A 26,398-nucleotide genomic window follows, 5' to 3' on the forward strand; every position below is an offset into this window, starting at 1 on the left:
GATACGCAAATAGAATAGTGCACAAACATAGCTAATTGAAGAGGATTATTTTGTATATTTGTACATTATAATGTACATCAAAATATTTGCGTTATGAGAGTAATTAGTTCGGCAGAGCTTCGCGGCAATATGAAGAAATATCTTGATTTAGCAGCAAGCGAACAAATAATTATACAACGAGGGAAGAAAGAAACCTTCGTGCTTCAGAAAAGAGAGTACCTGAAGCCAGATGAAGATTTTAATAGAGCCATTGGTTTGGAAGAGTTCAGAGAGGAAGCAAAAGAACATGTAAAGAAGTTATTCAACCAGAATAAATGAGAATATTATTTCTTCCCGAAACTCTTCAGTACTTTAATGATTTATCTACAATCCTTTATCAAAAGGAATACTTCGGATTTGAAGAGTCCGCTCTTGCTTATGTGGATTCATTATTAGATGATATTAAAGAGTCTTTGCACACAAAGCTAACTAAAAAAGCACCTGAATATTTTAATAAATATGGCAAGGGTATGCAATATGCTACTTTCAAAAAAAATAAAAACACCCACTGGTATGTCTTCTTTAGTATATATGAGAAAGAAGACGAGCTTATTTATCTTGTTCGCTACATCAGTAATAACCATGTAGATTCTCACCATCTATAAAATAAACGGATACCCAAAGTATGAAAGGAGATTCTAAAATGACAAACTTGCAGTTTACCTATCTACTTTAGTTGATAGTACTCAACTTCAAATGAATTTTTCCCATTTAAACTGCAAATCCGTCATTTAAGGAGTATATCATATTTAGTATATGTAAAAAGTCTCATGAAACCCTTATTAGAAGAGACAAACGTGATAATTAATGTTTCAATATTTTTTATTGAGCAATAATCAATCTGATACTTTGCCAAAGAAAGTTTGTACTAACAGGGATGAAAAGTGCTTCTTTTGTACTTTGTGAATGAACAATAAATTAACAAGTTACATGACTCTAGTACTAAAGTACAAAAAAGCACCATCAAAAAAGGACTACTGGTTCATGATTCTCATTGCATCAATTAAATAATCCTTATTTGGTTTTGTATATAGCTCAGTCGTTTTAATATCTGTATGTCCAAGCATTTTACTTACATATTTTAGCGCCACCCCTTTGTGTAAGGTGTTTGTTGCAAAAGAGTGCCTGGCACAATGAAAACTAATGTTATTGGCTTTATCAATTTTACATTTTGCTATTGATTTTCTAAGAGTTTTATTGGTTTTTTGATTGGAGATAACCCTAAATATTGGCTGGTTAGTTTTATATTCATATTGTGGTAAATATGATATTGCTTTCTTAGTTAGAGGTATTACTACATCAACTTTAGTTTTATGCATTTGTTTTTCTACTGTTCTCCAATCATCAATACCTCCATCTTCATTTGAAAGAATTAAATTGGATATAATGTGTTTGGGGGTTAATTGCTTAACATCCATAAATCGCAAACCGGTATAGCAGCTAAATAAGAAATATTGAAGAACATTCTTTTCCCCTTTAGGTATTTTTGATGAGCTGTAATACTTTTCAAGCAACTCTATTTCGTAAGAGGTTAAATACTCTCTTTTACCAGGCACCTTACTTAGCTTAATCTTATTGAAACATTGGTATCTAATAAATCATTTCTAATGGCTTCATTCAATACAGCTTTTATAAAACCGAGGGACTTGGTTATAGTATTCGTTTTATTTTCAAGTATGGTATGCATGTAGTTTTTATAACCTTGTATAAAATCAAGATTATTAACCTCTGCTAATGATAGGTTCTTTATTCTAGTATGGTTATTAAGTTTCGTAAGTTGACTTTTGTATGTTCGTCTGGTGTTTGCAGACAACTCCTCATGATTTTTAATGTATGAAAGCGCAAATGCGTAAAAATTATCTTTAGAGAAATTGCCACGAAACTTATTTGTAAATTCTAAAAATGTTGGAGGCTTGTTAAAACGGGTGAAGTCATTGAGAATTGCTTTTGCCCTTGTTTTGGCATCTGATATTATCAAATTAATGATAGCGCTGTTTTCAACTGTAGATCTAACTTCTTGCTTCTCTTTTAACCAGTTTTCTTCTTTGCAATAAACTTTCAAAGAAAAATATCTTGATTGACGGTTAATTGTTAGTCTGAGATGAATTGGGTGTGAGCCATCTTGCCTTGAATAGGATTTTCTCAACCTTAATTCTGTTCTTGCTTTCATTATATTTCCATTTTGTGTACAAACAATTGTCAAACAAATCTGGAAATAAGTTGAGATATAGACTATCAAGAAGCTTAATGGAATTAGTCTAAATAACTGAAAGTGAAATAATTTGAAGTTTTTAGTTTCAATTTATTTCACTTTCTGGTGGAGCTGCGGGGGATCGAACCCCGGTCCAGACAAGGAAGCTATATGCTTTCTACATGCTTAGCTTTGACTTAATTTTCGAATAATAGCTGGATCAAAGCCACCGACTATTACCTTATCCTCTTTATTTCGGAAAAAGCCCAAGGTTTACCTTTTCCTAGTCTCGATTTTGCTAGCATCTCTAGTACGAACCGCCTCAAAACAGTAGCATTCGTGAGATGTCTTGTTTCAACACCTAGTGAAGAAATTAAGCTAATCTACTATAATTCGATTAAGCTGCAAGAGCGTAATTATTTTCGCCAATTAAAAAGGTTGAGATCCGGGTTTTACGAGTCAGCATCACGACACTCGACATGCTTACACACCACTTTGCCAAGCTGTCAAATCCACGTCAGCCCCATTGTGTGCGGCAAAGATAATAAAAACCTACAAAATGCAGTATACAATATCAATTCAGAAGAAAGGAATCCTACTATTCTAGTTTATAAAGATTTTAATCCAGCAATTGTTTCCATTGGGTTTGCCGACTTAAAGATATAACTACCAGCCACCAACACATCTGCACCTTGATCGATCAATTGTTTGGCATTGCTATTATCAACACCTCCGTCCACTTCAATCAATGCCCTACTATTCTTTTTAAGTATCAACTCTTTTAATTGAGCCACTTTTGAATAGGTGTTCTGAATGTACTTTTGTCCACCAAAACCAGGATTAACCGACATTAATAATACTAAATCCAAATCAGCAACAATATCTTCGAGCAAAGCAACAGGCGTATGCGGATTTAGCGTTACACCGGCTTTCATACCCGACGCATGAATGGATTGAACCGTACGATGCAAGTGATTACAAGCTTCGTAATGCACATTATATATATCTGCACCAGCCTTTTGAAAAGCTTCGATGTAGCGATCTGGATCAGTAATCATCAAATGCACATCAAAAGGTTTCTTTGCCAATGGTTTTATCGATTCAAGAATAGGAATACCAAAAGAAATATTAGGCACAAATACGCCATCCATAATATCGAGGTGAAACCAATCCGCTTCACTTTGGTTTATCATTTCGACATCTTTCTTCAGATTACTAAAATCTGCAGCTAAAAGAGATGGAGCAATTAAATGTTTCATTATACCTATTTTCTTTAGTTAAGGCACAAAAGTACAATACCCTATCCAATCAAAAAATGACTTTTATGATTTTGTATAAAAACAATTGGAAATTAACTCAGAATTTAGCCTAAGAACGAACGCAATATTTTACTATGATACGTTGTTTTTAAACGCTTGATGGCTTTTTCCTTAATTTGACGTACACGCTCGCGCGTTAGGTTAAACAACTTCCCAATTTCTTCAAGCGAATATGGCGGTTCACCATTCAATCCATAATACAGTTTAAGAATATCAGCTTCGCGTGTTGCTAAAGTAGCCAATGAGCGATCAATCTCTTTACGCAGTGAATCGTCTAACAAATTTGTATCTGGGCTAATATAGTCGGTAGGTAACAACACATCGTACAAAGTATTGTCTTCGTCTTTCTTTAATGGTGCGTCCATCGAAATATGACGTGATGAAACCTTAAGTGCTTCTTTCACTTCCTTAGGTGCAATCTCCAATACCTTAGCAATTTCATCAGCGGTTGGTTCGCGCTGGAAATCCTGCTCCAAGCGGGCAAAAGTATTATTCACCTTATTAATCGAACCTATTTTATTCAGGGGTAAACGAACAATGCGAGCCTGTTCGGCCAAAGCCTGTAATATCGATTGACGTATCCACCACACCGCATAACTAATAAACTTAAAACCACGTGTTTCATCAAAACGCTGAGCCGCTTTAATCAATCCTAAATTCCCCTCATTAATCAAATCAGGCAAACTAAGACCTTGGTTTTGATATTGCTTTGAAACAGAAACTACAAAACGCAGATTGGCATTAATTAGTAATTCCAATGCCCTATTATCGCCCGACCTTATTTTTTTAGCCAAACTGACTTCCTCTTCTGCAGAAATAAGTTTTACTTTACCTATTTCATGTAAATACTTATCCAAAGAAGGCGTCTCTCGATTGGTTACCTGTTTTGTAATTTTTAATTGTCTCATAGCTCTCAATAACGGTGGTAGTGTATGGTGTTTGCTCTGGTAACTTATCTAACACTCTGGGTGTGTTTTTGTTTAAGTCCATTTTAAAGATGCACAAAATATTACGTAACTCAAAATCCAACTTCAGTAAAGTTCAATTTATTTATATTAAAATCAGCACATATGCTTTGATTCAAACTAAAGATTACATAAATTTGCCTCAAACGCAAAGTTGATGCCTGTCAGGTATTCAATTCTTATAATAACTTTCAATATTTCAGTAATCAGATTTTTATTGGATTTCCGAGATAAATAGTGATCTATTAAATTATGTATGACATTTTAGAGCTTAATAAAAAGCTACTCACCGACCTGCGACAAATCGCAAAAGATCTTAATGTAAAACGTGTGGAATCATTCAAGAAACAAGACCTTATTTATAAGATCCTTGATGAACAAGCCATACAAGTGAGTGCCGATAAAAAGGCACCTAAAAAAGACAAATCTGCTGATAAGAAACCTCGCAATAAGCGACCACGTGCGCCAAAAACAGAAGAAGGACTAGTGGCATCTTCGGTTTCTTCAAAAGTAGCAGAGGCAGCAAATGCCATAAAGCCAGAAAAGAAGGCTGAACCTAAAAAACAAGAACCCCAAAAAGCCGAAGCTAAAAAGGTTGAACCAAAAAAGGCTGAGCCTATAGAAGCTGAAGAAGACAAACCTAAAGAAGCAGTAAAAGTTATTAAACCTAAGCGAGAGCCGCTTGCTAAAAAAGAACCGATCGCTAAAGAGGAAGAAACAGCTGAAGCTTCTGAAGAAAATAAAACTGAACCGATTGCGATAAAGAATAAAGAGACTGAAAGACCAGCTCAACAGAAAGAATTCAAACGCCGTGATGATCGTCGCGATAACAGAGGCGATCGCCAACAGCGTGATAACAGACCACATCAAGATAGAAACAAGGACAACAATCGTCGTACCTTTGAGCGTAAAGAAGAAAACAAACAATATGAGTTTGAAGGGATCATTTCAGCCTCAGGTGTATTAGAGATAATGCCTGATGGTTATGGTTTCCTTCGTTCATCGGATTACAACTACCTTAACTCCCCTGATGATATTTATGTATCGCAATCGCAAATCAAATTATTTGGATTAAAAACAGGTGATACTGTATTAGGATCTATTCGTCCACCAAAAGAAGGTGAAAAATATTTCCCACTTATTAAGGTTGAAGAAATCAATGGCCGCTCACCAGCTATTGTTCGTGACCGTGTACCATTCGATCATTTAACACCAATTTTCCCTAACGAGAAGTTTAACTTAACAGATGGTTCTAAGGCCAATCTATCAACACGTGTTGTAGATTTGTTCTCGCCGATTGGTAAGGGACAACGTGGTTTAATTGTAGCTCAACCTAAAACGGGTAAAACGGTATTATTGAAGGATATCGCCAACGCTATCGCTTCAAATCATCCTGAGGTTTACATGATCATCTTGTTAATTGATGAACGTCCTGAGGAGGTGACTGATATGGCACGTAGCGTAAATGCTGAAGTTGTTTCATCTACTTTTGATGAGCCTGCCGATCGCCATGTGAAAGTAGCTAACATTGTTTTGGAGAAAGCAAAACGTATGGTAGAATGTGGACACGATGTAGTGGTTCTTTTAGATTCTATTACACGTTTGGCCAGAGCTTACAATACTGTTTCACCAGCATCGGGTAAAGTTTTATCGGGTGGTGTTGATGCCAATGCATTACATCGTCCAAAACGCTTCTTTGGTGCTGCTCGTAACATCGAAGGTGGTGGTTCTCTGTCTATTATTGCTACAGCTCTTACCGAGACTGGCTCGAAAATGGATGAAGTTATCTTTGAAGAATTTAAAGGTACTGGTAACATGGAACTTCAGTTGGATCGTCGTTTATCAAACAAGCGCATTTACCCTTCTGTAGATGTTACCTTATCAAGTACGCGTCGTGAAGATCTTCTGATTGATCCGGATTTCTTGAACCGCACATGGATTTTAAGAAACTACCTATCGGATATGAATGCTGTGGAAGCGATGGATTTTATGCGCGATCGTATGCGTAAGACAAAATCAAACGAAGAGTTTCTTATATCGATGAACGATAACTAAATAAGACATAATTTCACATTTAAAGGCCATCTATTAACGTAGATGGCCTTTTTTATTTTTATTAATTTTAAATAGCAGTATAAATTTAAAATTGTAATGTCAAGATTGCAATTATTTCATAAATGATTTTAGATTTGTGATTCAAATACTCATGATGCAATCATTTTTTCAGACACATAAATACCTTCTAAAGCACCTTGAAGCTCCAGTTCGTCGAGAATTATTAAATCAGATCGACTGGAATCATCGGCTAATAGGTATCAAAGGAGCACGTGGAGTTGGAAAAACAACATTCCTGCTAGACTATGCCAAATCTGCTTTTGGATTTGATAAGAGTTGCCTGTATGTCAATCTGAACAATCTGATTTTCACTGAACGAACCATCGTTTCCTTTGCGGATGAATTTCGCAAAAAAGGTGGTAAAACATTGATTCTTGATCAAGTATACAAATATCCACATTGGTCAACCGAGCTAAGGTATTGTTACGATCATTTTCAGGATTTAAAAATTGTTTTCAGTGGCTCAGCTGTGATGCGTCTGCAAGATGAAAAATCCAACCTAAAAGGATGCGTACAAGTATATAACCTCGAAGGTTTTTCATTTCGCGAATACCTCAATCTTGAGTCAAAAAATTCTTTCCAATCCTACTCATTGGATGAGGTACTAAATAACCATGTAGAAATTTGTAAGGAAATAACGCAAAAGGTACGTCCCCTAGCCTATTTCAACAACTATCTCGAGCACGGTTATTACCCATTCTTCCTCGAAAAAAGAAACTATTCAGAGAATGTTCTTAAGAACATTAACCTCATATTAGAAATAGATATTAGTTATCTTGAGCAAATTGAATTGAAGTATTTACCCAAATTACGTAAATTGCTCTATTCAATTGCAAAACAAGCTCCGTTTCAACCAAACGTAAGCCGCCTTAGCCAAGAGATTGAAACCTCCAGGGCAACGGTAATGAATTACTTGAATTATCTGAAAAACGGTCGTTTGATTAACCTTTTGTTCGAAGACAGTGAATCGGCTAAAAAACCATCATTGGTCTATATGCAAAACCCGAACCTATTAAATTCGGTGATGCACGGCGAAGTTGGACAATCAAACATGTATCGAACATTCTTTTATAATCAGGTAGCCAATAAGTGCAAAGTTGATTTAAGTGAAAAAGCAGATTTTCTTGTCAACCATAATTTGGACTTTTTAATTGGAGAAGGTGCCAAGGATAACGATAAACAATCAGATGCCTATTTTGCACATGACATGCTTGAAGTGGGCAGCAATAAAGAAATTCCGTTGTGGCTATTCGGATTTCTATATTAATCAAATTTTGATCAATAGACGATTAGCAATTAGACTAATAGAAGTAACGAAGAATAATATAAAGTTAAATGTATGAGAAGTTAGGTAAATAATTATTAAAAGTAAGCTAATTAAAGCCTTACAGTCTAATAGTCTATTATCTAACCATCTAAAATAATAACCAATTAATTATTAGGAGTATAAAAATGGCTAAAGAAAAAAAGTTTATTACCTGTGATGGTAATCATGCCGCTGCTCATATTGCATATATGTTTAGTGAGGTAGCTGCTATTTACCCGATTACGCCATCTTCTAACATGGCGGAAAATGTGGACGAATGGGCTGCTGCCGGTAGGAAGAATATTTTTGGCGAAACTGTTAAAGTTGAAGAAATGCAATCAGAAGCTGGTGCTGCTGGTGCTGTGCACGGCTCATTGCAAGCTGGTGCCTTAACTTCAACATTTACTGCTTCTCAGGGATTATTATTAATGATTCCTAACATGTACAAAATTGCTGGTGAGTTGTTACCTTGTGTATTCCACGTGAGTGCACGTAGTTTGGCAGCACAAGCATTGTCAATTTTCGGCGACCACTCTGATGTTATGTCTACACGTCAGTCAGGTTTTGCTATGTTGGCTACAGGAAGCGTTCAGGAAGTGATGGATTTAGCAGGTGTGGCTCACTTGACATCTATCAAAACCCGTATTCCGTTCTTACATTTCTTCGATGGATTCCGTACTTCTCACGAGATTCAGAAAATAGAAGTTATGGATCAGGAAGATCTTGCTGGTTTGGTTGATCAGGATGCGCTTCAAGCGTTCCGCGACAACTCATTGAATCCAGAACACCCGGTAACACGTGGTACTGCTCAAAACCCTGATGTTTATTTCCAGGCTCGTGAGGCTGCTAATCCATTTTACGCTGCGGTACCTGATATGGTAGCTGAGTATATGGATGAAGTAAGTAAAATCACTGGTCGCAAATACCGTCCATTCGATTACTACGGAGCTGAAGATGCTGAAAACATTGTTATTGCAATGGGTTCTATTACCGATACAATCAAAGAGGTAATTGATGACTTGACTGCCAAAGGCGAAAAAGTAGGCTTAATTGCTGTACACTTGTATCGTCCATTCTCAGCTAAATATTTCTTCGAAGCATTCCCTAAGTCTGTTAAGAAAATTGCAGTTCTTGACCGTACTAAAGAGCCGGGAGCTAACGGAGATCCTTTGTATTTAGATGTACGTGATTTATTCTACGGAAAAGAAAATGCGCCTGTCGTAGTTGGTGGTCGTTATGGTTTATCTTCTAAGGATACTACTCCAGCTATGATGTTGAGTGTATTCGAAAACCTTAAAATGAATGAGCCAAAGAATCAGTTTACAGTAGGTATTGTTGATGATGTTACATTCTCATCTCTTCCATTGTTACCTGAATTCTCTTTAGGTGATGAAAGTACTTTCGAAGGTAAATTCTATGGTTTAGGTTCTGATGGTACTGTAGGTGCTAACAAGAACTCTATTAAAATTATTGGTGACAATACCGACAAATATGCTCAGGCTTACTTTGCATACGATTCTAAGAAATCGGGTGGTATTACTATTTCTCACCTTCGTTTTGGTGATACGCCAATCCGTTCGCCATATTTGGTAAATACACCAGACTTTGTTGCTTGTCACGTTCCTGCCTACTTGCAGATGTATGACATGTTGAAAGGTCTTAAAGATGGTGGTACATTCCTATTGAACTGTTCTTGGTCAGAAGCTGAATTAGAGCAGCACCTTCCAGCTTATGTGAAGCGCTACATTGCTGATCACAAAATTAAATTCTACACAATTGATGCAACTCACTTAGCTAAAGAAATTGGTTTGGGTAACCGTACCAATACAATTATGCAGAGTGCATTCTTTAAGATCGCTGAGGTAATACCTTATTCTGAAGCTGTAGATCACATGAAGAAAGCAATTGTTAAGACTTTCGGAATGAAAGGCGAAGGCATTGTTAATATGAACTTCGAGGCTGTTGATAAAGGTGGTGATGTAAATGCAATCGCTATACCTGCGTCATGGGCTAACGAAGCAGCTGAAGTTGTTTTCCCATCAAATGAGAAAGCTCCTCAGTTCATTAAAGATTTCGTATTCCCTGTGAATGCTCAAAAAGGTGATGATTTACCAGTGAGTATTTTCAACGGTCGCCAGGATGGTACGCTACCTGCTGGTACAACAGCATATGAAAAACGTGGTATTGCAGTAGATATTCCAGAATGGCAAATCGACAACTGTATTCAGTGTAACCAGTGTGCTTATGTTTGTCCGCATGCTGCTATCCGTCCATACTTATTAGATGAAAAAGAATTAGCTGGTGCTCCTGAAGGAACAGAAGGTAAGAAAGCTAATGGTAAAGGATTTGATGGCTTACAGTATCGTATCCAGGTAAGTGCATTAGATTGTACTGGTTGTGGTAACTGTGCTGATGTTTGTCCATCGAAGAACAAAGCTTTATTAATGAAGCCTCTTGAGTCTCAAATGGCTGAAAAAGAGCGTTGGGATTACATGGTAGAAAAAGTTTCTATCAAAGACAGCATCATGGCTAAGGACATGAATGTGAAAGCATCTCAGTTTGCTCAACCATTATTCGAATTCTCGGGTGCTTGTGCTGGTTGTGGTGAAACACCTTACATTAAGTTAATCACTCAGTTATTTGGTGATCGCATGATGGTAGCAAATGCTACTGGTTGTTCATCAATTTATGGTGGCTCTGCTCCTGCAACACCATATTGCGCTAATAAAGAAGGTAAAGGTCCAGCTTGGGCTAACTCTTTATTCGAAGACAATGCCGAGTTTGGTTTAGGTATGGCTACTGGTGCTAATAAACTTCGCGAGCGTGTTGAGAACTTTATCACAGGTTCAATCAACGAAGTAAATGCTGAAACAAAAGCTGCTTTCGAAAAATGGATTGAAACTAAAGATAATGGTAACGCAAATACGCCAGCATCCAAAGCAGTAATTGCTGCTCTTGCTAACGAAAAGCATGCTGTTGCTAAAGATCTATTAGCGCTTAAAGATTATATCTCTAAGAAATCATTCTGGATCTTTGGTGGTGACGGATGGGCTTATGACATCGGTTATGGTGGTCTTGATCACGTAATTGCATCTGGACAAGACGTAAACATCTTAGTAATGGATACTGAAGTTTACTCAAACACAGGTGGTCAGTCATCTAAGTCAACTCCGGTTGGTGCTGTTGCTAAGTTTGCTGCTTCGGGTAAGCGAATCCGTAAGAAAGACCTTGGCTTAATGGCTACCACTTATGGTTATGTTTATGTTGCTCAAGTTTCAATGGGTGCTAATCAAGCTCAGTACTTCAAAGCTCTTAAAGAAGCAGAAGCATATCCTGGACCATCATTAATCATTGCTTATTCTCCTTGTATTGCTCACGGTTTGAAAACTGGTATGGGTACTACTCAAGCGGAAGGAAAAGCAGCTGTTGAGTCAGGTTACTGGCACTTGTATCGTTACAATCCAATGAATGAAGAAGAAGGTAAGAATCCATTTACTTTGGACTCTAAACCGCCGCAATGGGATAAATTCCAAAGCTTCTTGATGAATGAGGTTCGTTACACGGCTCTTGCTAAATCATTCCCAGAGGATGCAAAAGTATTATTTGCTGAATCAGAGAAAAATGCAAAATGGCGTTATAGCTCATACAAGCGTTTGTCTGAACTAGAATATGAAGTGATTGACTAATCACATTCACATCGAAAATAGTAAAAAGCCGTTCCATTTTTGGAGCGGCTTTTTTCGTTCACAAACAAGCCAATAACCCCGAACATATTGTGAAGTTACCATAGTAACTTGGATCAAATACCTAAAGCAATTCATGCTTGTACCACTTATTGTACAATTAAAATATAATTACTATTTTTGTACCAACATTTAATTAGGTAGATCATGGAAATAGCGACTTACTCAAATTTTAGACAAAACTTAAAAAGCTATCTGGATTCAATCCTGCAAACCCACGCGCCATTATTTGTAAAGCGTGCCAGAGGAGAAGATGTTGTGGTTATGTCAAAAGCTGATTATGAAGGGATGCAAGAAACTATTTATTTACTTTCGAGTCCTCGAAATGCTGAAAGAATAGAAAAGGCTCTGAGTGAATATAATGACAAAAAAGGCGAAGCAAAGCAATTAATTGATTAATGGAAATTAACTTTATGTCCCAGGCATGGGAGGATTATTTACACTGGCAAAACACTGACAAAAAAACGCTTCAACAAATAAATAAACTGATTCGGCAATGTCAGCGAACGCCTTATGAAGGTATAGGGAAGCCTGAATCCCTTAAAGGAAATTTATCCGGATGGTGGTCACGACGAATTAACCATAAGGACAGAATTATATACCGGGTTGAGGAAGATACATTGTATATCTTACAATGCCGTTACCACTACTAAATATTTCACATTGATTTTAATATAGCCGTTCCATTTTTGGAGCGGCTTTTTTCGTACTATAGCTTGAAATAGCGACAGTATTTTCCGAACTTGAGGTATAGCATTTTGCAAAGTATCAAAACCATTTGCTAAAGCAGTTTGTTTATTAGTGTAAGAAAACAATAAACCCCTTTAATATTACCTTTTGTTATGGATTTAAAAACCACGTACATGGGGATTGAATTAAAAAATCCCATCATTATTGGAGCCAGTAATTTAGTATTGGACATTGAAATGGCCAAAAAATTAGAAGATGCTGGTGCAGCTGCGATTGTCTATAAATCGCTATTTGAAGAGCAACTTCATTTAGAAGCTGCAGAATTAGAAGAAGAGTTGCACGAATACGATGAGCGAAATGCCGAAATGACATCCTTATTTCCAGAAGTTAAACATTCTGGACCTCGTGCGCATCTGATTGCTTTAAAGAAACTAAAGGACAGTGTTTCAATTCCGGTTATTGCAAGCCTTAATTGCTTGTATGACGTTAGCTGGGTTGATTATGCTAAGAACATTGAGCAAACAGGTGTTGATGCCTTAGAATTAAATTTCTATTCAACCATCTCAGATGTTGACAAATCTTCGCAACAAGTAGAAGATGCTCGTATCGAAATCCTTAAGAAAGTGAAAGCTGCAGTTAAGATTCCGGTAAGTGTAAAATTAAGCCCATTCTATACCAACATGATGAATGTTGTATATCGAATGGATAAAAATGGCGCGGATTCATTTGTATTGTTTAATCGTTTATTCCAACCTGAGATTGATACGGAAGAAGAAGAGCTAAAAGTACCTTATAACTTGAGTCATAAAGGTGATAATCGATTGGCCTTACGTTTTGCAGGTTTATTGTCAGGCAATATTGATGCAAGCATTTGTAGCAATACAGGCATCATGGATGGTGACGATTTAATCACCATGTTATTAGCTGGAGCTGATACCGTACAAGTTGTCAGTACTGTGTACAAAAATGGTGTTATTCAAGTAACACGTATGCTAGAAGAATTATCTACATGGATGAAGAAAAAAGGCTACGATAAAATTGATGATTTCAGAGGAAAGTTAGCTAAAAAGAATGTCTCAGATCCTCATGCCTACAAACGAGCTCAATACGTTGATTATTTAATGAAGTCCAAAGAATATTTGAAGAAATATCCTGTGAATTAAATTCCAAATAGCAATTAGATATACATTTAAAAGTGTCAGTAATTTTACTGACACTTTTTTTATGCCTTCACATATTTGCTTATAGTCTGGAACTCAAAACGTGTATTTTATTATTTATTAACTCTTTTAGCACATTCAATTAACTGGTGATTTTCCCAAATTTTTTGTTTATTTGTAGTGCTTTTGAAAAAATGCATTGAAAGCCATTGAAATCAAATAAACTACATTTTTATATAAATTCATAATAATCTAAGTATGAGCAATAAACGCGTTTATACCTTTGGTAACGGACAAGCCGAAGGTAAAGCTGATATGAAAAATCTACTAGGTGGTAAAGGTGCCAACCTAGCTGAAATGAACCTTATTGGAGTACCAGTTCCTGCTGGTTTCACAATCACAACTGAAGTATGTACTGAGTATAATGCAAAAGGTCGTGACGTAGTAGTTGAACTAATGAAAGCTGAAGTAGAAGCAGGTGTTGCAGCTACTGAAAAGGTAATGAATGCTAAATTTGGTTCAACAGGTGATGCTTTCCCATTATTATTGTCAGTTCGTTCAGGTGCTCGTGCGTCTATGCCAGGTATGATGAATACTGTACTTAACTTGGGTATGAACGATGATGCTGTAAAAATTATTGCTGAAAAATCAGGTAACGAAAAATTTGCCTACGATTCATACCGTCGTTTCATTCACATGTATGGTGATGTTGTAATGGGTGTTGAGGCCGAAGAAGGTCAGCACAATCCATTCGAAGTAGTTTTAGATGAATTAAAAGAAGCTAAAGGATATAAAGTAGATACAGAATTAACTGTTGAAGACCTTAAGGTGCTTGTTGAAGGTTACAAAGCAGTTGTTAGAAAACATGCTGGTGTTGACTTTCCAACAAACCCTTGGGATCAGTTATGGGGTGCTGTATGTGCCGTATTCGATTCATGGAATACTGAGCGTGCTATTCTTTACCGTCGTATGGAAAACATACCGGGCGAGTGGGGAACTGCTGTAAACGTTCAAGCTATGGTATATGGTAACATGGGTGAGACATCTGCTACAGGTGTATGTTTTTCACGTGATGCTGCTACTGGCGAAGACCAATTCAATGGTGAGTACCTTATCAATGCACAGGGTGAAGACGTTGTTGCAGGTGTTCGCACGCCACTTGAGATTACAAAAATCGGTTCACAGCGTTGGGCTGAGCGTAATGGTACTTCTGAAGAAGATCGTAAAGCTAACTTCCTTTCAATGGAAGAAGCAATGCCTGAGTTATATGCTGAATTAAATGAGACTCAACAGAAGTTAGAGGATCATTATAGCGATATGCAAGATATGGAGTTTACTGTTCAAGACAATAAACTTTGGATGTTGCAAACTCGTTCAGGTAAACGTACTGGAGCTGCCATGGTTAAGATGGCTGTAGATATGTTGGCTGAAGGTATGATTGATGAAAAAACAGCTATTCTTCGTCAAGAGCCAAACAAATTAGACGAATTATTACACCCTGTATTTGACGGTGCTGCTATCGCTGCTGCAAAAGAACTTTCAAAAGGTCTTCCGGCTTCTCCGGGTGCTGCTACTGGTCAAATCGTTTTCTCAGCAACTGCTGCTGAAGAGTGGGCTGCTGAGGGTAAAAAAGTAATCTTAGTACGTCGCGAAACGTCTCCAGAAGATTTGAAAGGCATGTACGCTGCTGAAGGTATCTTAACTGAGCGCGGTGGTATGACTTCTCACGCTGCTGTAGTTGCACGTGGAATGGGTAAATGTTGTATTTCTTCTGCTGCTAACTTATTAGTAAGTGCATCTTCAATGACCATTAATGGCGTTGAATACAAAGAAGGTGACTTTATATCATTGAACGGTTCAACTGGTATCGTTTACGAAGGCAAAGTAGCTACAATCACTCCTTCTTTAGATGGTGACTTCGGTAAGTTGATGGACATGGCTGAGAGAAACACACGCATGTATGTTCGCACAAATGCTGATACACCTGCTGACGCAAAAGCTGCACGTGAGTTTGGTGCTAAAGGTATTGGTCTTTGTCGTACCGAGCACATGTTCTTCGAAGGAGACAAGATCTGGAAGATGCGTGAGATGATTCTTGCTGAAGATGTTGAAGGACGTAAGGCTGCTTTAGCTAAATTATTGCCTGTTCAGCGCGAAGATTTCTCTGGTATCCTTGAAGCTATGGACGGATTTGGCGTTACTATTCGTCTACTGGATCCACCATTGCACGAATTTACACCTAACGATGAAGCGTCTCAAATTGAAATGGCTGAAAAATTAGGTATTGATGTAGCTATCGTTAAAGCTAAAGTTGAATCTTTACACGAATTCAACCCAATGCTAGGACATAGAGGTTGTCGTTTAGGTAATACTTATCCTGAGATTACTGAGATGCAAGCTCGTGCTATCATCGAAGCTGCTTGTGATCTAAAAGCTAAAGGATTAGATCCTAAGCCAGAGATTATGGTTCCATTAATTGGTACGATGAAAGAATTCACAATGCAGGAAGATATCATCCGCAGCACTGCTGCTGCTGTATTTGCTGAAAAAGGTGTTGAAGTTGACTTCCTAGTAGGAACAATGATTGAGATCCCTCGTGCTGCATTAACTGCTGATGAGATTGCTAAACATGCTGAATTCTTCTCATTCGGAACGAATGACTTAACTCAAATGGGCTTTGGATACTCTCGTGATGATGCAGGTAAATTCTTACCTATCTACATCGAAAAAGGTATCTTGAAGCACGATCCTTTCCAGGTTCTTGACCAAGAAGGTATCGGACAATTAGTTCGTATGGGTTGTGAAAAAGGTAAATCAACTCGTCCTGATATCAAATTAGGTATCTGTGGTGAGCATGGTGGAGAACCTTCATCTGTTGAGTTCTGTAACTCTGTTGGTATGGATTACGTTTCTTGTTCTCCTTTCCGTGTGCCTATCGCACGTTTAGCTGCTGCACAAGCAAACCTTCGTTAAGAATTAAAACGAAACTATATATCAAAAGCGCTTCCATTTGGGAGCGCTTTTTTTTAATAAGGATCGCATCTTTCATTCAAGAATCGTAATAAAGATGCGATCCTTATATCATACATATCTGTGGTGAGCGACATGTACAAGATGGGCGAGTCTTCATCAGTTGAGTTCTGTAACTCTGTAGGTATGGATTATGTTTCTTGTTCTCCTTTCCGTGTGCCTATCGCACGTTTAGCTGCTGCTCAAGCAAACCTTCGTTAATAATTAAAACGAAACTATATATCAAAAGCGCTTCCACCATTTGGGAGCGCTTTTTTTATACCCATTAAGGAGCGGCTCTCTTATTCTCAGATGCAAATAAAGAGCCGCTCCTTATATCACTATCAGAAAGAGCCGCTCCTTGAAACAAAAAAAGAGCTGCTCTAACGAACAGCTCTTTTTCTCCTTTCCCCAAAGGATGTCTCCCTATTTATTAAATGTAAATTCGTAATCGCCTATTTTACCTTTTGAAGTCTCATAATCTAATTCAATGTCACTCAACCCATCAATGGCAAACGTAATCTTTCCAGCTAAAATATCGCGAGGATACATAACAAAGTGTAATGGTTCTGTAATGGTTAGTGAATAAACAATACCCTTTGAACTAACACCATTTTGCGTACCATCCAATTTATACTCATCATCCCAAATATTTATTGGTGTATCATCTCCAGCAATCCACGTACGAGATGAGTTTTGAGTATACGAGATAACGCCACCGGGTGGAGTTGTAATTTTACCATCTTTAATCTCTACATTGTACTTTAATCCTAAACCTTCAACCATCCCCATATTAGTAGCCACATTTGTTCCTTCTACTTTATGATCATTCTGATAAAAATTCTCATAAGTCGTGGTATGTACACTTCCTGATTCACGGTACCATGCAGTTGAAACAGTTTTAATCTTACCACTTCTTACAATGCCATCTTTACCGGTTATTCCATCTCCAAAATCCAAAGTAATAGTTTTTGGCCAAGTGTTATCCATAGGTTCAACAGTAATTGAAGGACCTTCCTGCCCTGCTTTTAAAGCATATGTTCCGGCAATTACATCTTCAGCATTTATAACACCATCATCACTTGCATTTGATGCATCCTGAAACTGTTTATTAACTACGGTATATTCCTGTAAAGCTTCTGCTGCTTCAAGTGCCGAAGCTGTTTTTTCAAGTTCCTCTTTCAACTCACAACTACTAAAAGTAACTATCGCTACTAATACTAAACTCCAACTTAACTTCTTCATCATGTTATTTGTGTGTTTTTAATTATTCAATACCCATACTTACGCAACATTCTTAAATTAGTTTCCTTAAGATAATTCAATACAAAAATAAAGCACTCCAACACCTTATAACATCTAGCCTTTAACAATTCATCAAGGCATGCGTTAATTACAAACATATAGTTCAGAAAATAAATCGACTAAACACACGTTATTACATTAATAACACCCTTTATAATGAAAAAATTAAGTCACGTAATTGTACTTGCATTTCTGCTTGCTGCCTTTATATCTCCTATTTCGGCAAAAGACAAGAATAAACCCTCATTACTCGTGGGTTTTTATGGAGGAATGAGTTTCTCACAAGCACGAAGTAGCGAAGGGCATCAGGTACTGGAATATTTAGGTTCCACCCCAAATTTTACAAATAAATCATACGATGCTATGTTCAGCAATTTGGGACATCAGTTTGGCTTTGTAATGTTCTATCCCGCTATGGGGAATCTACATGTAGGTTTGCTTCCTAACTATTCAAGTTATTCATATGGCTATCACAACGAACAAGAGTGGCTCGATAATAATGGGGCATCTTTGGCCGTTATCCATAATCACCAACAGAAATTAAGGTATTTGGAGATTCCTTTGGTCGTGAGGTATTATATTGGAACTAATAAATTAAAACCCTATGTAGAAGGTTTATTTAGCTATGGCTTCTTACTTACAGCCGATAAGTCGGTGGATTCGGATTACACCCGAAATGATGGTAGTACAAATACACTTACACAACAAACGAAAGTCAACGGCGATTATAAAAGTAATTACATAACTAGTAAATGGGATATTGGAGCCGGAGCCGGTGTGAGTTACGATTTTGATCAGTTGATTGTGACATTGGGAGCCACTTACCAATATAATCTCAACCCTATCAGCAATGCCAAAAATCGGTATAACAATGACCTTTTTACCTCAAGTACTTACGACGTGCAAGACAAGCTTAGCTTAGATGCTTTGAAGATTAACTTATCTGTGATTTTTCCAATCAGTAAGATTACTAAAAAAGGTGCTGTTGAATGTTATTATTTTAAGGAGAAGAAACGATGAAGACGATAAAAAAACAGTTTATTTTAAGCCTATCACTTATCCTATTGGTAGCATGTAATTCGTCTGAAACAGATGTAGCACCCGATTATAATTTTATGAAGGTGTATGACAATGCTGATATTGAAATTAACTATTACCCGGTAGATGCGCTGGAAACAAAGGATGGCAGTATAGTGGTATTGTCAGCGCTCAATGATATTCAGAACACCAACTTTCCTACCATTCATATAATGAAAACCAGTGCCAGTGGTAAGGTTATTTGGGAGACTCCCATTGCCCCTTCATACGTTAGTCCTGTTCCGAATTTAATGCTGGCAAATGATCAGGTGCGCTTTGTTTGCATGGATGACACTTCGTTCGATACAAAGATTATTGGTATCAACCTGAATAATGGAGACATCACCGAATTAGGATCATTAGATGAAAGTTATCCTTTAGCAGCTCACTATAACAGCGATAATCAAACGACCGTAATCTTATCCTACGACGCCATTGGTACCTCTTCCATTATCACAGGACTGAATGCAAGCTTTACTCAATTATTTAGAGCAAGCACTGCGACCAATAAGGATTTCTCCTACGATATTTTTCGGCACCTCAAGAAACAAAGAACACCGTTCCCCTTCTTCATTAATTCATTTGATCATTCAGGTGTTTATTATGCGGTTAATGGTTTTTCAAACTACACACTGTCTTTGATGATGGTAAATCAAAGCTCTGGGCAAATAACTGGTCGGGTTAATGGCTTTCAAGAACTAGGCGGCATAAGTGCAGCAATACATAAAGTAAATGATCAGTTTGCCATTGCCAGCTCAAAATTTAATGTGGGTAATGTGGCCATTGGAGCTGATGTTAACATCGATGTAAATAGCACGCAAAATATCGCTCAGCTCACTACTGTTGGCTTAGCTGAATTAAAAGCAGAAGCGCCTGTGAAAGTACTTAAAACCAATTTTTCCAATCAGGAAATGATTATCTACGCAGCTACCACTAAAACCAACCAAGTGGCACTCTATTTTTTTAACGCCGAAAGCAATTCACTGATAAAAACACATTATCTAGGGCATACCAATCCAATGGAGATTTCAGCCTTCTTTAAAACTAAGGATAAGGGACTGGCTGTAGTTGGAAAAGCATGGGTGGCCGGGCGCTATCAACGTATTATTATTCACAAATTGGCCTACGAACAATTAGAGTTGGACTAAGCTAAAAATATACCTAATACTTAACTAAAGAAAGGAACGGTTCCTTAGGCATACATTAGCCAAGGAACCGTTCTATTTTTAAATGATTATCGTCAGCATCGCCTTAATCGGCACTGACTACAACATCGATTTTTTACTTCTTAAGCGCCGGCGTTGAAAATGGCGGCGGTGTAATTGCTTTCTTTTCTTTCAGAAGCGATAAGGCTTCTTTCACTGCCCTTTCCAATTGAGGATCACTACCTTTTTCCAAAGATGCTGCATCTTGCCTCACATCAATGGTTGGCGTGATACCAACGTTCTCTCCTACCCACTCATTATTAATAGGATCAAATACCGCGTTATCAGGCGCTGTTAATGCACCTCCATCAACCAAACGATAGTGAACAGATGATTTAACCAAACCACCCCAGGTGCGCGCACCAACAACAGGACCAATCTTCTGCTGCTTAAATGCCCATGGGAAGAAGTCACCTCCCGATCCAGCCATCTCATTTATGATTAAAACCTTTGGTCCTTTAATACCAGCTGGCAATAATATTGGAGCACCATTTGGCACTTCGTTGGTTAATGCCGCTCGTAAATCACGTTTCATCAAATCAACCATGTAGTCGTCTAATAAACCACCTCCGTTAAAGCGCTCATCAATCACTGCACCTTCTTTATCTTGTTGCGCAAAATAATAACGATTAAAGGATACAAAACCTTGCCCCGATGTATTTGGCACCCAAACATAGGCCAACTTACCACCTGACAATTCATCTACCAATCTGCGATTATCTTCAACCCAAGCACGCTGACGCAAAGCATTCTCTCTCGAAATTGGTTTCACGGTAATTTTCCAACTTCCTTCAAATGTAGGTTTATTGTTGATGTGCAGAACCGTCTGAACAGCTCGCGTGCCATCCAATGCACTATAAGGGTCTTGACTAGCCTTTAGTTCTTTTCCATTAACACCAACCAGATAATTGCCCTCTTCAACTTTTAAACCTGGACGCTCCAAAGGACTCGATAAATTCGGATTCCAACTCTCGGTTGTAAATATGCGATCGATCTTCCAATACGATGATTCGGCTACTAAATTAGCCCCTAATAAACCAACTGAAGCGCTTTCAACCTTTGGCATATCACCACCAAACACAAAGCTATGCCCAACAGATAATTCGCCGTTAACCATGTCCATCACATAATTTAAATCGCTGCGATGCTTGATAAATGGCACCAATGGCGAATAACGCTCGTATACCTCATTCCAATCGCGCCCATGCATGTTTGGATCGTAAAATAAATCGCGCTGATAACGCCAAGCCTCATTAAACATCTGCTCCCACTCCTGGTAACGATCAAGCTGTGTTTTAAGCTGTACTTTTAAGGCCTTGCCATCTTTTCCATTCGGTTTAGATGTAGCCATAATCTTCCATGAAGGCCCCATTTGTGCCAACATCTGTTTTCCATCGGCCGAGATAGTTACTGAACGCACACCGCTTACAAATTCCTTTGCTTCTCTTTCCTTCAAAGTAAATTTATGAAGCTTGGTTCCTTTTTCGGCTGATTCAGCCACAAATACCGTTCCCTCAGGACCAGCCAACATGTAACGATACGATTTTTTAGGCATTGGCATGGCTATGATGCGACGCTCAATGTTATCAAAATCGATAATGATGGTTTTTTCTTTCTTCTCGTCTTCTTTCTTATCTGCTTTATCGTCTTTTTTATCCTTTGATTTTTTCTTTCCCTTTTCGTCCTTATCGGCTGATTTCTCCTCTTCCTTCTTTACTTCTTCTTCATCGCTACGCAACTCAAAAGGCGACTTATCTTTCTTATTCAGATTAATAACATAGGCGCTGTAAGTGGCCGACTCAGGTGACATTACACTGGTATTGACATAACTCGATGCCAAAGCCAAATCAGTACTTGCCAGAAAATACAAATGTTTACCATCTCTATCCCATGCTGGTGAAAAAGCATCGGCCATTGAATTGGTTACCGGTTTTACCGATGCATCCTTACTTGACCAAATGTACACTCTTCGAAAATGGTTAGCGCCCGCTTTGGCGTATGCTAAATATTTCGAATCGGTCGACCAGGTGATTCCCAAGCTTCCCCGTTCTAAATTATTTCCACCAACATCAATGGTTTTGATGGTTTTGGCCGCAACATCAACAACACGAATTCGCACATCGTCATCGCAAAAAGCAATGTACTTGGCATCGGGCGACCAGGTTGGCTCCCATATCATTTTTGATTCACCAATCGATATCTTTTCATGCTTAGCTAAACCATCCTGGTCGGTCAGCATTAACTCGTAGGTTCCATTTACATCCGAAAACCAAGCCACCTTATCACCCTTAGGCGACCATAAAGGCTTACGATTTGCAGCCTTCGAATTTGAGGTAATGTTGCGCACATTCCCATGCTCGGCAGGCACCGTAAATATTTCACCGCGAGCAGCCATAATGGCTCTTTTTCCACTTGGAGAAAGTGCTGCATAATTCACATTTTTACTGACATCTTCCCACTGTACTTCGGCCCATGGGAAATCACCAACAACATTAATAGTTAGCTTGGCTGTTGTTTTCGCGTTTATGTCATAAATATGCAGGTAACCGTCCTGTTCAAAAACTAACTCGTTTTTATAACCCGACAAATATTTAATATCCGTCTTAGGAAAAGCTGTCAACTGCTCCAAAGCTTTAGTTTCTGATGAGTAAGCCCATATATTACTAACCCAGTCGCGATCGGAAATAAAATAGATTTTATCGCCCAACCACACAGGCTGTACATCGGTAGTACGTTCATTTGGCACCAATTCTTCCTGCATATTCTCCAAGTCAAGAATAATCAGAGGTGTATTCTGTCCACCTCGATAAGCTCTCCACTCCCAGTCCCAGCGACGTACCTTGTCAACTGCAATTTTTTTACCATCGGCCGAATAAGATGCCTTGGTTCCCCATTGTTGGGTTAATAGTTTTGATGTCCCACCATCTTTACTCACCGTCCAAAGGCGATCGAATGAAGTAGGCGCTGTCTCACGAGTGGAGGCATACAAAATACGTTGACCATCAGGAGTCCAACCGCGCACCTGCGAACTGGCAGGATACCAAGTAAGGCGATTGACATCACCACCCTTTACCGACATGGTATAAACAGCATCAACGCCTGAGCGGTTTGATGTAAAAGCAATCCTTTGTCCATCGGGCGAGAAATAAGGATCTTTCTCAACGGCTGGTGTGCTGGTTAAGCGTATGGCATCACCACCGGCTTTAGCACTTATCCATAAATCGCTACCATAAGTAAATACCACATGTGTATCGCTAATATTAGGCTGACGCAGTAATCGAGTACCATCAGCATACGCCATTAAAGGCAATAATAACAGGCTCACAGAAAGCCATAAAGTCATCCATCGTGGCGACTTAGAAGTAAAATGTGTCATATAATTTGAGGTTTAAATAATTGTGTTCTGTTCATTTAGTAAGTTGTAATGTAGCGAATATTTTTGGGGAGGGCAATATGATTATTCGCACACATACCAAATTATGACATTGACGCCACTAATTCGCATGTCTATATTCCTAAACATTGCTACTACAAGCATTTACAAAGCTGCTACAAGCGGTAGCATGCTTGCTACACGACAAAACACCTATGCGACAACCTTCTGAGGAGTCGCTACCAACAAATGAAGTATAGCTACTTACTAAAGCATAGCTGCTGCGGGCAATTGCATACTTGCTACGCAATAAATACGCTGGTTGCCCAAGTGACGAATCGTCCCAAAATGCACTGTATCCTTTACGCTTTATTGCAGTTTGTTTTATTGAAGGCTAATTGTTGGAATAGTACTTTATTGCAGAATATAGTTTTCTTATTTGTTGGAGATTGTTATATTACTCAAGTCTTGCATTCCGACGATTGCCATTATCTCGACAATTCCACTATTAATTTTGTAGTATATACTGTCAGAACCACAAACACAGCGTCTGTAACCTTTTTTTATGTAATCAACTGATTCAAATGAAAATGGTCTTTTTGCAATAATATCAAAGTAATCAAAAAAGGTCTCGAAGTATTTGTCGGCTTGAATCATTCCGAATTTTTCAACACCAAAATGATGAATTCGAATCAAGTCTTCTTTAGCTGATTTGCTTAATTTATAATTAGCCATTAAGCAACGACTTTGATTGTCTTAAAATCTCTTCTTTAGTGTCTTTTGTGAAGCCGCTTGTTTCAGCTTTATCTAGTTTCGCTCTAAGCCAATCAACTTGTATCTGCTGTTTTCTAGCTTGTCTAATTAAGTCATTAACAAGTTCGCTTTTACTAGAATACTCTTCGCTATCTACTTGATTCTTTAACCATTCATCGTTTGGTTTCGAAAAAGAAATACTTTGTCTTGGCATAATAATTTTGTTTTATGAAGTGATGTAAAATTACACCAAATTCGAACCAAAAGCAAGTGTATTTTTGCCAACGACCTATCGCCTGGTGTTGTAAGGCGATTTAACCTTACTAACTTTCCAAATTAAGCGGAGTCAAAGCTTTGTATTTGTTTTTAACTTTTCATTTCTTAAGCCAATTAGAAATCATGAACACCATAATAATAATAATAATAATAATGACTCGCTGTTCATAAATCAAAGATTTGGCGCTGTTCGCCAGAGCTAAGTGCTTACAAAGCACTGCGAATCCCGAAATGCGCTATTGAAGCGTGTTGTAGCCCGTTTTTTATCTCTCCTGTTGCAAGCTTTTGTTTAAAGTTACCTCTAATTCATCCATCGAAATATTTTTTGCAATTATTACCCCTTTACTATCAATTAAAAAGTTTGTTGGAAAAGCAGTTATAGAAAGTTGTTTGGTTTCTCTTCCATTAATATCCCAATATTGTTTCCAAACAAGTTTATCTTTTTTAATTACATCTATCAAGTCCTTTCTATTAGAATCTTTGTCTATTGATATACCAACTATCTCAAACCCGCGTGTCCTATATTGCTGATACAAATTCCTTAATTTGTTAAACTGTGCTCGGCAGGGCTGACAGCGACTAAACCAAAAATCAACTAATGTCAGCGAGTTCTTATTAAAAACATCTAAATTAAATGGTTCATTATTTAAACCTTTACATTTCAACAACGGAAATTCCTCTCCAACTGTAAGTTGTTTACCATCGTTTAGCTTCTTGCAAACAATAGTTCCTGCATATCCTCCTTTTATTTCCTCAGATAAAGCATTATAAATTGAGTCATAAATTGGTTCATACCCCCAGCTTAAGAGATGTACAAGTCGCCAAAATGCAAAAAAGGAATTAGGATGTTTTTCACAATACTTCAGTAACATTTCGTTATCTTCAATACATAGAGAGTCATACTCTTTTTTTAGATTCAGGTTGATTGTATTTGGTATGTTATAGTTATAATGAACGTGCAAGCTATCGCTCTTCCCTTTAAATTTGTCCCACTTCGTTCTTAATTCTTCAAAGTATTCTTTGTATTTGGGATAGTCAGTAGTCATTATTCGATTATCAACATTGGGTACTTTTCTTGATGAATCAGTAACCAGCGTAATCGATTGTGTGCCTTTATCAAGGATGAAATTTGAAGAACTAAATCGATTGTCGAGAAATATAGATACACCCTGTGGTTCGGTTATATATCCAGAGAACGAGAATTTATTATTCTCTATTGGAGCTTCCAATTCCATTAAATCATTGGATACATATTCCGAAAAGAAGAAAAGCTTGATTGTTCCGGTATCTGCGTTTATTGTTCCATTCAATTCAAAGTAATATTGCTTTTCGCTCTGTCCGATTACACTGGTAAAATTCAGAAGCGATAACATTAATAGTATAAATATATTTCTCATTTTATTTGTTTTTTGCAATGTGGTTTGAAATGGGCTACAACTAGTCGATAGACGGAGTACTCCCCCCCCTCCTACATCATCTTATTATTTTCACATGAGCTTCCGCTTACATTTTAAGCAATTCGCATTGCCTCTAACAAACCTATACTAATCAAAATATATTTCCAATAAACTATAATAGATTAGAATCATTCTAAGTTTCCACAACAAGGCTATTTTTAGTGATTATATCTGCTTGACAAAGCTACAGGCATTGATTTTGCTTTGGAGCGCGCAATCTGAGTTTAAATATGATGTGTATGGGAGGAATCTACATCTTTGGCAAATGTTTCCGCTTAAGCGAGCACCTCCTCTTAGCTCATAATCGAGAATGCTTTACTCCGCTCCTGTGCCTTCAGTATCCACTCCATAGAAAAACTCCCACATTTTTACATCATTAATAAAAAAAATTTATATTTGTGGCTTATGAATAGAA

21 protein-coding genes and 1 other RNA gene are annotated in these 26,398 nt (G+C 37.7%); 12 read left to right on the forward strand and 10 right to left on the reverse strand.

The window, feature by feature from the left end; all coding sequences use genetic code 11:
• The first annotated feature begins 93 nt into the window (after positions 1 to 93).
• Entirely contained in the window at positions 94 to 318 is a 225-nt protein-coding gene (locus ACRD7B_RS07340; RefSeq protein WP_430823847.1) for a type II toxin-antitoxin system Phd/YefM family antitoxin, read from the forward strand.
• A complete protein-coding gene (locus ACRD7B_RS07345) occupies positions 315 to 644 on the forward strand; it encodes a hypothetical protein (RefSeq protein ID WP_430823848.1) in 330 nt (109 codons plus the stop codon). Before ACRD7B_RS07340 ends, ACRD7B_RS07345 begins: the two co-directional genes overlap by 4 nt.
• 369 nt (positions 645 to 1,013) lie before the next feature.
• Here the strand turns inward: ACRD7B_RS07345 and ACRD7B_RS07350 are convergent, their stop codons facing one another.
• The 5 genes from ACRD7B_RS07350 to ACRD7B_RS07370 form a co-directional block, all read right to left on the reverse strand.
• The gene (locus ACRD7B_RS07350; RefSeq protein ID WP_430823849.1) at positions 1,014 to 1,595 is read right to left on the reverse strand and encodes a site-specific integrase; all 582 of its coding nucleotides are present in this window, start codon (positions 1,593 to 1,595) and stop codon (positions 1,014 to 1,016) included.
• A 5-nt stretch (positions 1,596 to 1,600) separates the two neighbouring features.
• Positions 1,601 to 2,209, reverse strand: coding sequence for a phage integrase SAM-like domain and Arm DNA-binding domain-containing protein (locus ACRD7B_RS07355; protein ID WP_430823850.1), 609 nt, complete (start codon positions 2,207 to 2,209; stop codon positions 1,601 to 1,603).
• Between the two features lie 145 nt (positions 2,210 to 2,354).
• Positions 2,355 to 2,755: a transfer-messenger RNA gene (gene ssrA, locus ACRD7B_RS07360) on the reverse strand.
• Between the two features lie 83 nt (positions 2,756 to 2,838).
• Positions 2,839 to 3,489, reverse strand: a complete 651-nt coding sequence (gene rpe / locus ACRD7B_RS07365; protein ID WP_430823851.1) for a ribulose-phosphate 3-epimerase — start codon at positions 3,487 to 3,489, stop codon at positions 2,839 to 2,841.
• A gap of 104 nt (positions 3,490 to 3,593) precedes the next feature.
• Positions 3,594 to 4,457 carry a sigma-70 family RNA polymerase sigma factor gene (locus tag ACRD7B_RS07370; protein WP_430823852.1) on the reverse strand — a complete coding sequence of 288 codons (864 nt, stop codon included), beginning with the start codon at positions 4,455 to 4,457 and terminating at the stop codon, positions 3,594 to 3,596.
• Between the two features lie 309 nt (positions 4,458 to 4,766).
• On the opposite strand from ACRD7B_RS07370, the gene rho reads away from it, so the two are divergent.
• From rho to ACRD7B_RS07410, 8 genes are all read left to right on the forward strand, one after another.
• The gene (gene rho / locus ACRD7B_RS07375) at positions 4,767 to 6,569 is read left to right on the forward strand and encodes a transcription termination factor Rho (RefSeq protein ID WP_430823853.1); all 1,803 of its coding nucleotides are present in this window, start codon (positions 4,767 to 4,769) and stop codon (positions 6,567 to 6,569) included.
• Between the two features lie 151 nt (positions 6,570 to 6,720).
• Positions 6,721 to 7,896: an ATP-binding protein gene (locus ACRD7B_RS07380; protein ID WP_430823854.1), complete on the forward strand. Its 1,176-nt coding sequence runs from the start codon at positions 6,721 to 6,723 to the stop codon at positions 7,894 to 7,896.
• Between the two features lie 185 nt (positions 7,897 to 8,081).
• The gene (gene nifJ, locus ACRD7B_RS07385; RefSeq protein ID WP_430823855.1) at positions 8,082 to 11,621 is read left to right on the forward strand and encodes a pyruvate:ferredoxin (flavodoxin) oxidoreductase; all 3,540 of its coding nucleotides are present in this window, start codon (positions 8,082 to 8,084) and stop codon (positions 11,619 to 11,621) included.
• Positions 11,622 to 11,825: 204 nt separating this feature from the next.
• Positions 11,826 to 12,077 carry a type II toxin-antitoxin system Phd/YefM family antitoxin gene (locus tag ACRD7B_RS07390; RefSeq protein WP_430823856.1) on the forward strand — a complete coding sequence of 84 codons (252 nt, stop codon included), beginning with the start codon at positions 11,826 to 11,828 and terminating at the stop codon, positions 12,075 to 12,077.
• Entirely contained in the window at positions 12,077 to 12,331 is a 255-nt protein-coding gene (locus tag ACRD7B_RS07395; RefSeq protein WP_430823857.1) for a Txe/YoeB family addiction module toxin, read from the forward strand. Before ACRD7B_RS07390 ends, ACRD7B_RS07395 begins: the two co-directional genes overlap by 1 nt.
• Positions 12,332 to 12,520: 189 nt before the next feature.
• Complete coding sequence (locus tag ACRD7B_RS07400; protein WP_430823858.1) at positions 12,521 to 13,531, forward strand: dihydroorotate dehydrogenase-like protein; 1,011 nt, start codon at positions 12,521 to 12,523, stop codon at positions 13,529 to 13,531.
• Positions 13,532 to 13,786: 255 nt separating this feature from the next.
• A complete protein-coding gene (ppdK, locus tag ACRD7B_RS07405; protein WP_430823859.1) occupies positions 13,787 to 16,501 on the forward strand; it encodes a pyruvate, phosphate dikinase in 2,715 nt (904 codons plus the stop codon).
• Positions 16,502 to 16,624: 123 nt separating this feature from the next.
• Complete coding sequence (locus tag ACRD7B_RS07410; RefSeq protein WP_430823860.1) at positions 16,625 to 16,759, forward strand: hypothetical protein; 135 nt, start codon at positions 16,625 to 16,627, stop codon at positions 16,757 to 16,759.
• Between the two features lie 204 nt (positions 16,760 to 16,963).
• On the opposite strand, the gene ACRD7B_RS07415 is transcribed toward ACRD7B_RS07410, so the two are convergent.
• A complete protein-coding gene (locus ACRD7B_RS07415) occupies positions 16,964 to 17,785 on the reverse strand; it encodes a hypothetical protein (RefSeq protein WP_430823861.1) in 822 nt (273 codons plus the stop codon).
• Positions 17,786 to 17,998: 213 nt separating this feature from the next.
• Here ACRD7B_RS07415 and ACRD7B_RS07420 point away from each other — a divergent pair, with 213 nt between their 5' ends.
• On the forward strand, positions 17,999 to 18,862 hold the full coding sequence (locus ACRD7B_RS07420; protein WP_430823862.1) for an outer membrane beta-barrel protein: 864 nt from the start codon (positions 17,999 to 18,001) through the stop codon (positions 18,860 to 18,862).
• Positions 18,859 to 20,067, forward strand: coding sequence for a hypothetical protein (locus ACRD7B_RS07425; protein WP_430823863.1), 1,209 nt, complete (start codon positions 18,859 to 18,861; stop codon positions 20,065 to 20,067). The genes ACRD7B_RS07420 and ACRD7B_RS07425 overlap by 4 nt, the downstream gene beginning before the upstream one ends.
• A gap of 133 nt (positions 20,068 to 20,200) precedes the next feature.
• Here ACRD7B_RS07425 and ACRD7B_RS07430 read toward each other — a convergent pair whose 3' ends face one another.
• The 4 genes from ACRD7B_RS07430 to ACRD7B_RS07445 form a co-directional block, all read right to left on the reverse strand.
• The gene (locus ACRD7B_RS07430; RefSeq protein ID WP_430823864.1) at positions 20,201 to 23,500 is read right to left on the reverse strand and encodes a S41 family peptidase; all 3,300 of its coding nucleotides are present in this window, start codon (positions 23,498 to 23,500) and stop codon (positions 20,201 to 20,203) included.
• A 432-nt stretch (positions 23,501 to 23,932) separates the two neighbouring features.
• Positions 23,933 to 24,232: a type II toxin-antitoxin system RelE/ParE family toxin gene (locus ACRD7B_RS07435; RefSeq protein ID WP_430823865.1), complete on the reverse strand. Its 300-nt coding sequence runs from the start codon at positions 24,230 to 24,232 to the stop codon at positions 23,933 to 23,935.
• On the reverse strand, positions 24,225 to 24,464 hold the full coding sequence (locus ACRD7B_RS07440) for a ribbon-helix-helix domain-containing protein (protein WP_430823866.1): 240 nt from the start codon (positions 24,462 to 24,464) through the stop codon (positions 24,225 to 24,227). Before ACRD7B_RS07440 ends, ACRD7B_RS07435 begins: the two co-directional genes overlap by 8 nt.
• A 325-nt stretch (positions 24,465 to 24,789) precedes the next feature.
• Positions 24,790 to 25,923, reverse strand: coding sequence for a redoxin domain-containing protein (locus ACRD7B_RS07445; protein WP_430823867.1), 1,134 nt, complete (start codon positions 25,921 to 25,923; stop codon positions 24,790 to 24,792).
• Positions 25,924 to 26,398: the final 475 nt, after the last annotated feature.

Origin of the sequence: Carboxylicivirga fragile, from assembly GCF_050589805.1 — a bacterium.
Classification (GTDB): domain Bacteria; phylum Bacteroidota; class Bacteroidia; order Bacteroidales; family Marinilabiliaceae; genus Carboxylicivirga; species Carboxylicivirga fragile.

Coding starts and splice junctions, on each gene's coding strand:
- ACRD7B_RS07370 (WP_430823852.1), bottom strand. CDS start 4,457: ATGAGACAATTAAAAATTACAAAACAGGTAACCAATCGAGAGACGCCT.
- ACRD7B_RS07435 (WP_430823865.1), bottom strand. CDS start 24,232: ATGGCTAATTATAAATTAAGCAAATCAGCTAAAGAAGACTTGATTCGA.
- rho (WP_430823853.1), top strand. CDS start 4,767: ATGTATGACATTTTAGAGCTTAATAAAAAGCTACTCACCGACCTGCGA.
- ACRD7B_RS07390 (WP_430823856.1), top strand. CDS start 11,826: ATGGAAATAGCGACTTACTCAAATTTTAGACAAAACTTAAAAAGCTAT.
- ACRD7B_RS07440 (WP_430823866.1), bottom strand. CDS start 24,464: ATGCCAAGACAAAGTATTTCTTTTTCGAAACCAAACGATGAATGGTTA.
- ACRD7B_RS07430 (WP_430823864.1), bottom strand. CDS start 23,500: ATGACACATTTTACTTCTAAGTCGCCACGATGGATGACTTTATGGCTT.
- ACRD7B_RS07415 (WP_430823861.1), bottom strand. CDS start 17,785: ATGATGAAGAAGTTAAGTTGGAGTTTAGTATTAGTAGCGATAGTTACT.
- ACRD7B_RS07355 (WP_430823850.1), bottom strand. CDS start 2,209: ATGAAAGCAAGAACAGAATTAAGGTTGAGAAAATCCTATTCAAGGCAA.
- rpe (WP_430823851.1), bottom strand. CDS start 3,489: ATGAAACATTTAATTGCTCCATCTCTTTTAGCTGCAGATTTTAGTAAT.
- ACRD7B_RS07395 (WP_430823857.1), top strand. CDS start 12,077: ATGGAAATTAACTTTATGTCCCAGGCATGGGAGGATTATTTACACTGG.
- nifJ (WP_430823855.1), top strand. CDS start 8,082: ATGGCTAAAGAAAAAAAGTTTATTACCTGTGATGGTAATCATGCCGCT.
- ACRD7B_RS07420 (WP_430823862.1), top strand. CDS start 17,999: ATGAAAAAATTAAGTCACGTAATTGTACTTGCATTTCTGCTTGCTGCC.
- ACRD7B_RS07380 (WP_430823854.1), top strand. CDS start 6,721: ATGATGCAATCATTTTTTCAGACACATAAATACCTTCTAAAGCACCTT.
- ACRD7B_RS07340 (WP_430823847.1), top strand. CDS start 94: ATGAGAGTAATTAGTTCGGCAGAGCTTCGCGGCAATATGAAGAAATAT.
- ACRD7B_RS07345 (WP_430823848.1), top strand. CDS start 315: ATGAGAATATTATTTCTTCCCGAAACTCTTCAGTACTTTAATGATTTA.
- ACRD7B_RS07425 (WP_430823863.1), top strand. CDS start 18,859: ATGAAGACGATAAAAAAACAGTTTATTTTAAGCCTATCACTTATCCTA.
- ACRD7B_RS07400 (WP_430823858.1), top strand. CDS start 12,521: ATGGATTTAAAAACCACGTACATGGGGATTGAATTAAAAAATCCCATC.
- ACRD7B_RS07445 (WP_430823867.1), bottom strand. CDS start 25,923: ATGAGAAATATATTTATACTATTAATGTTATCGCTTCTGAATTTTACC.
- ppdK (WP_430823859.1), top strand. CDS start 13,787: ATGAGCAATAAACGCGTTTATACCTTTGGTAACGGACAAGCCGAAGGT.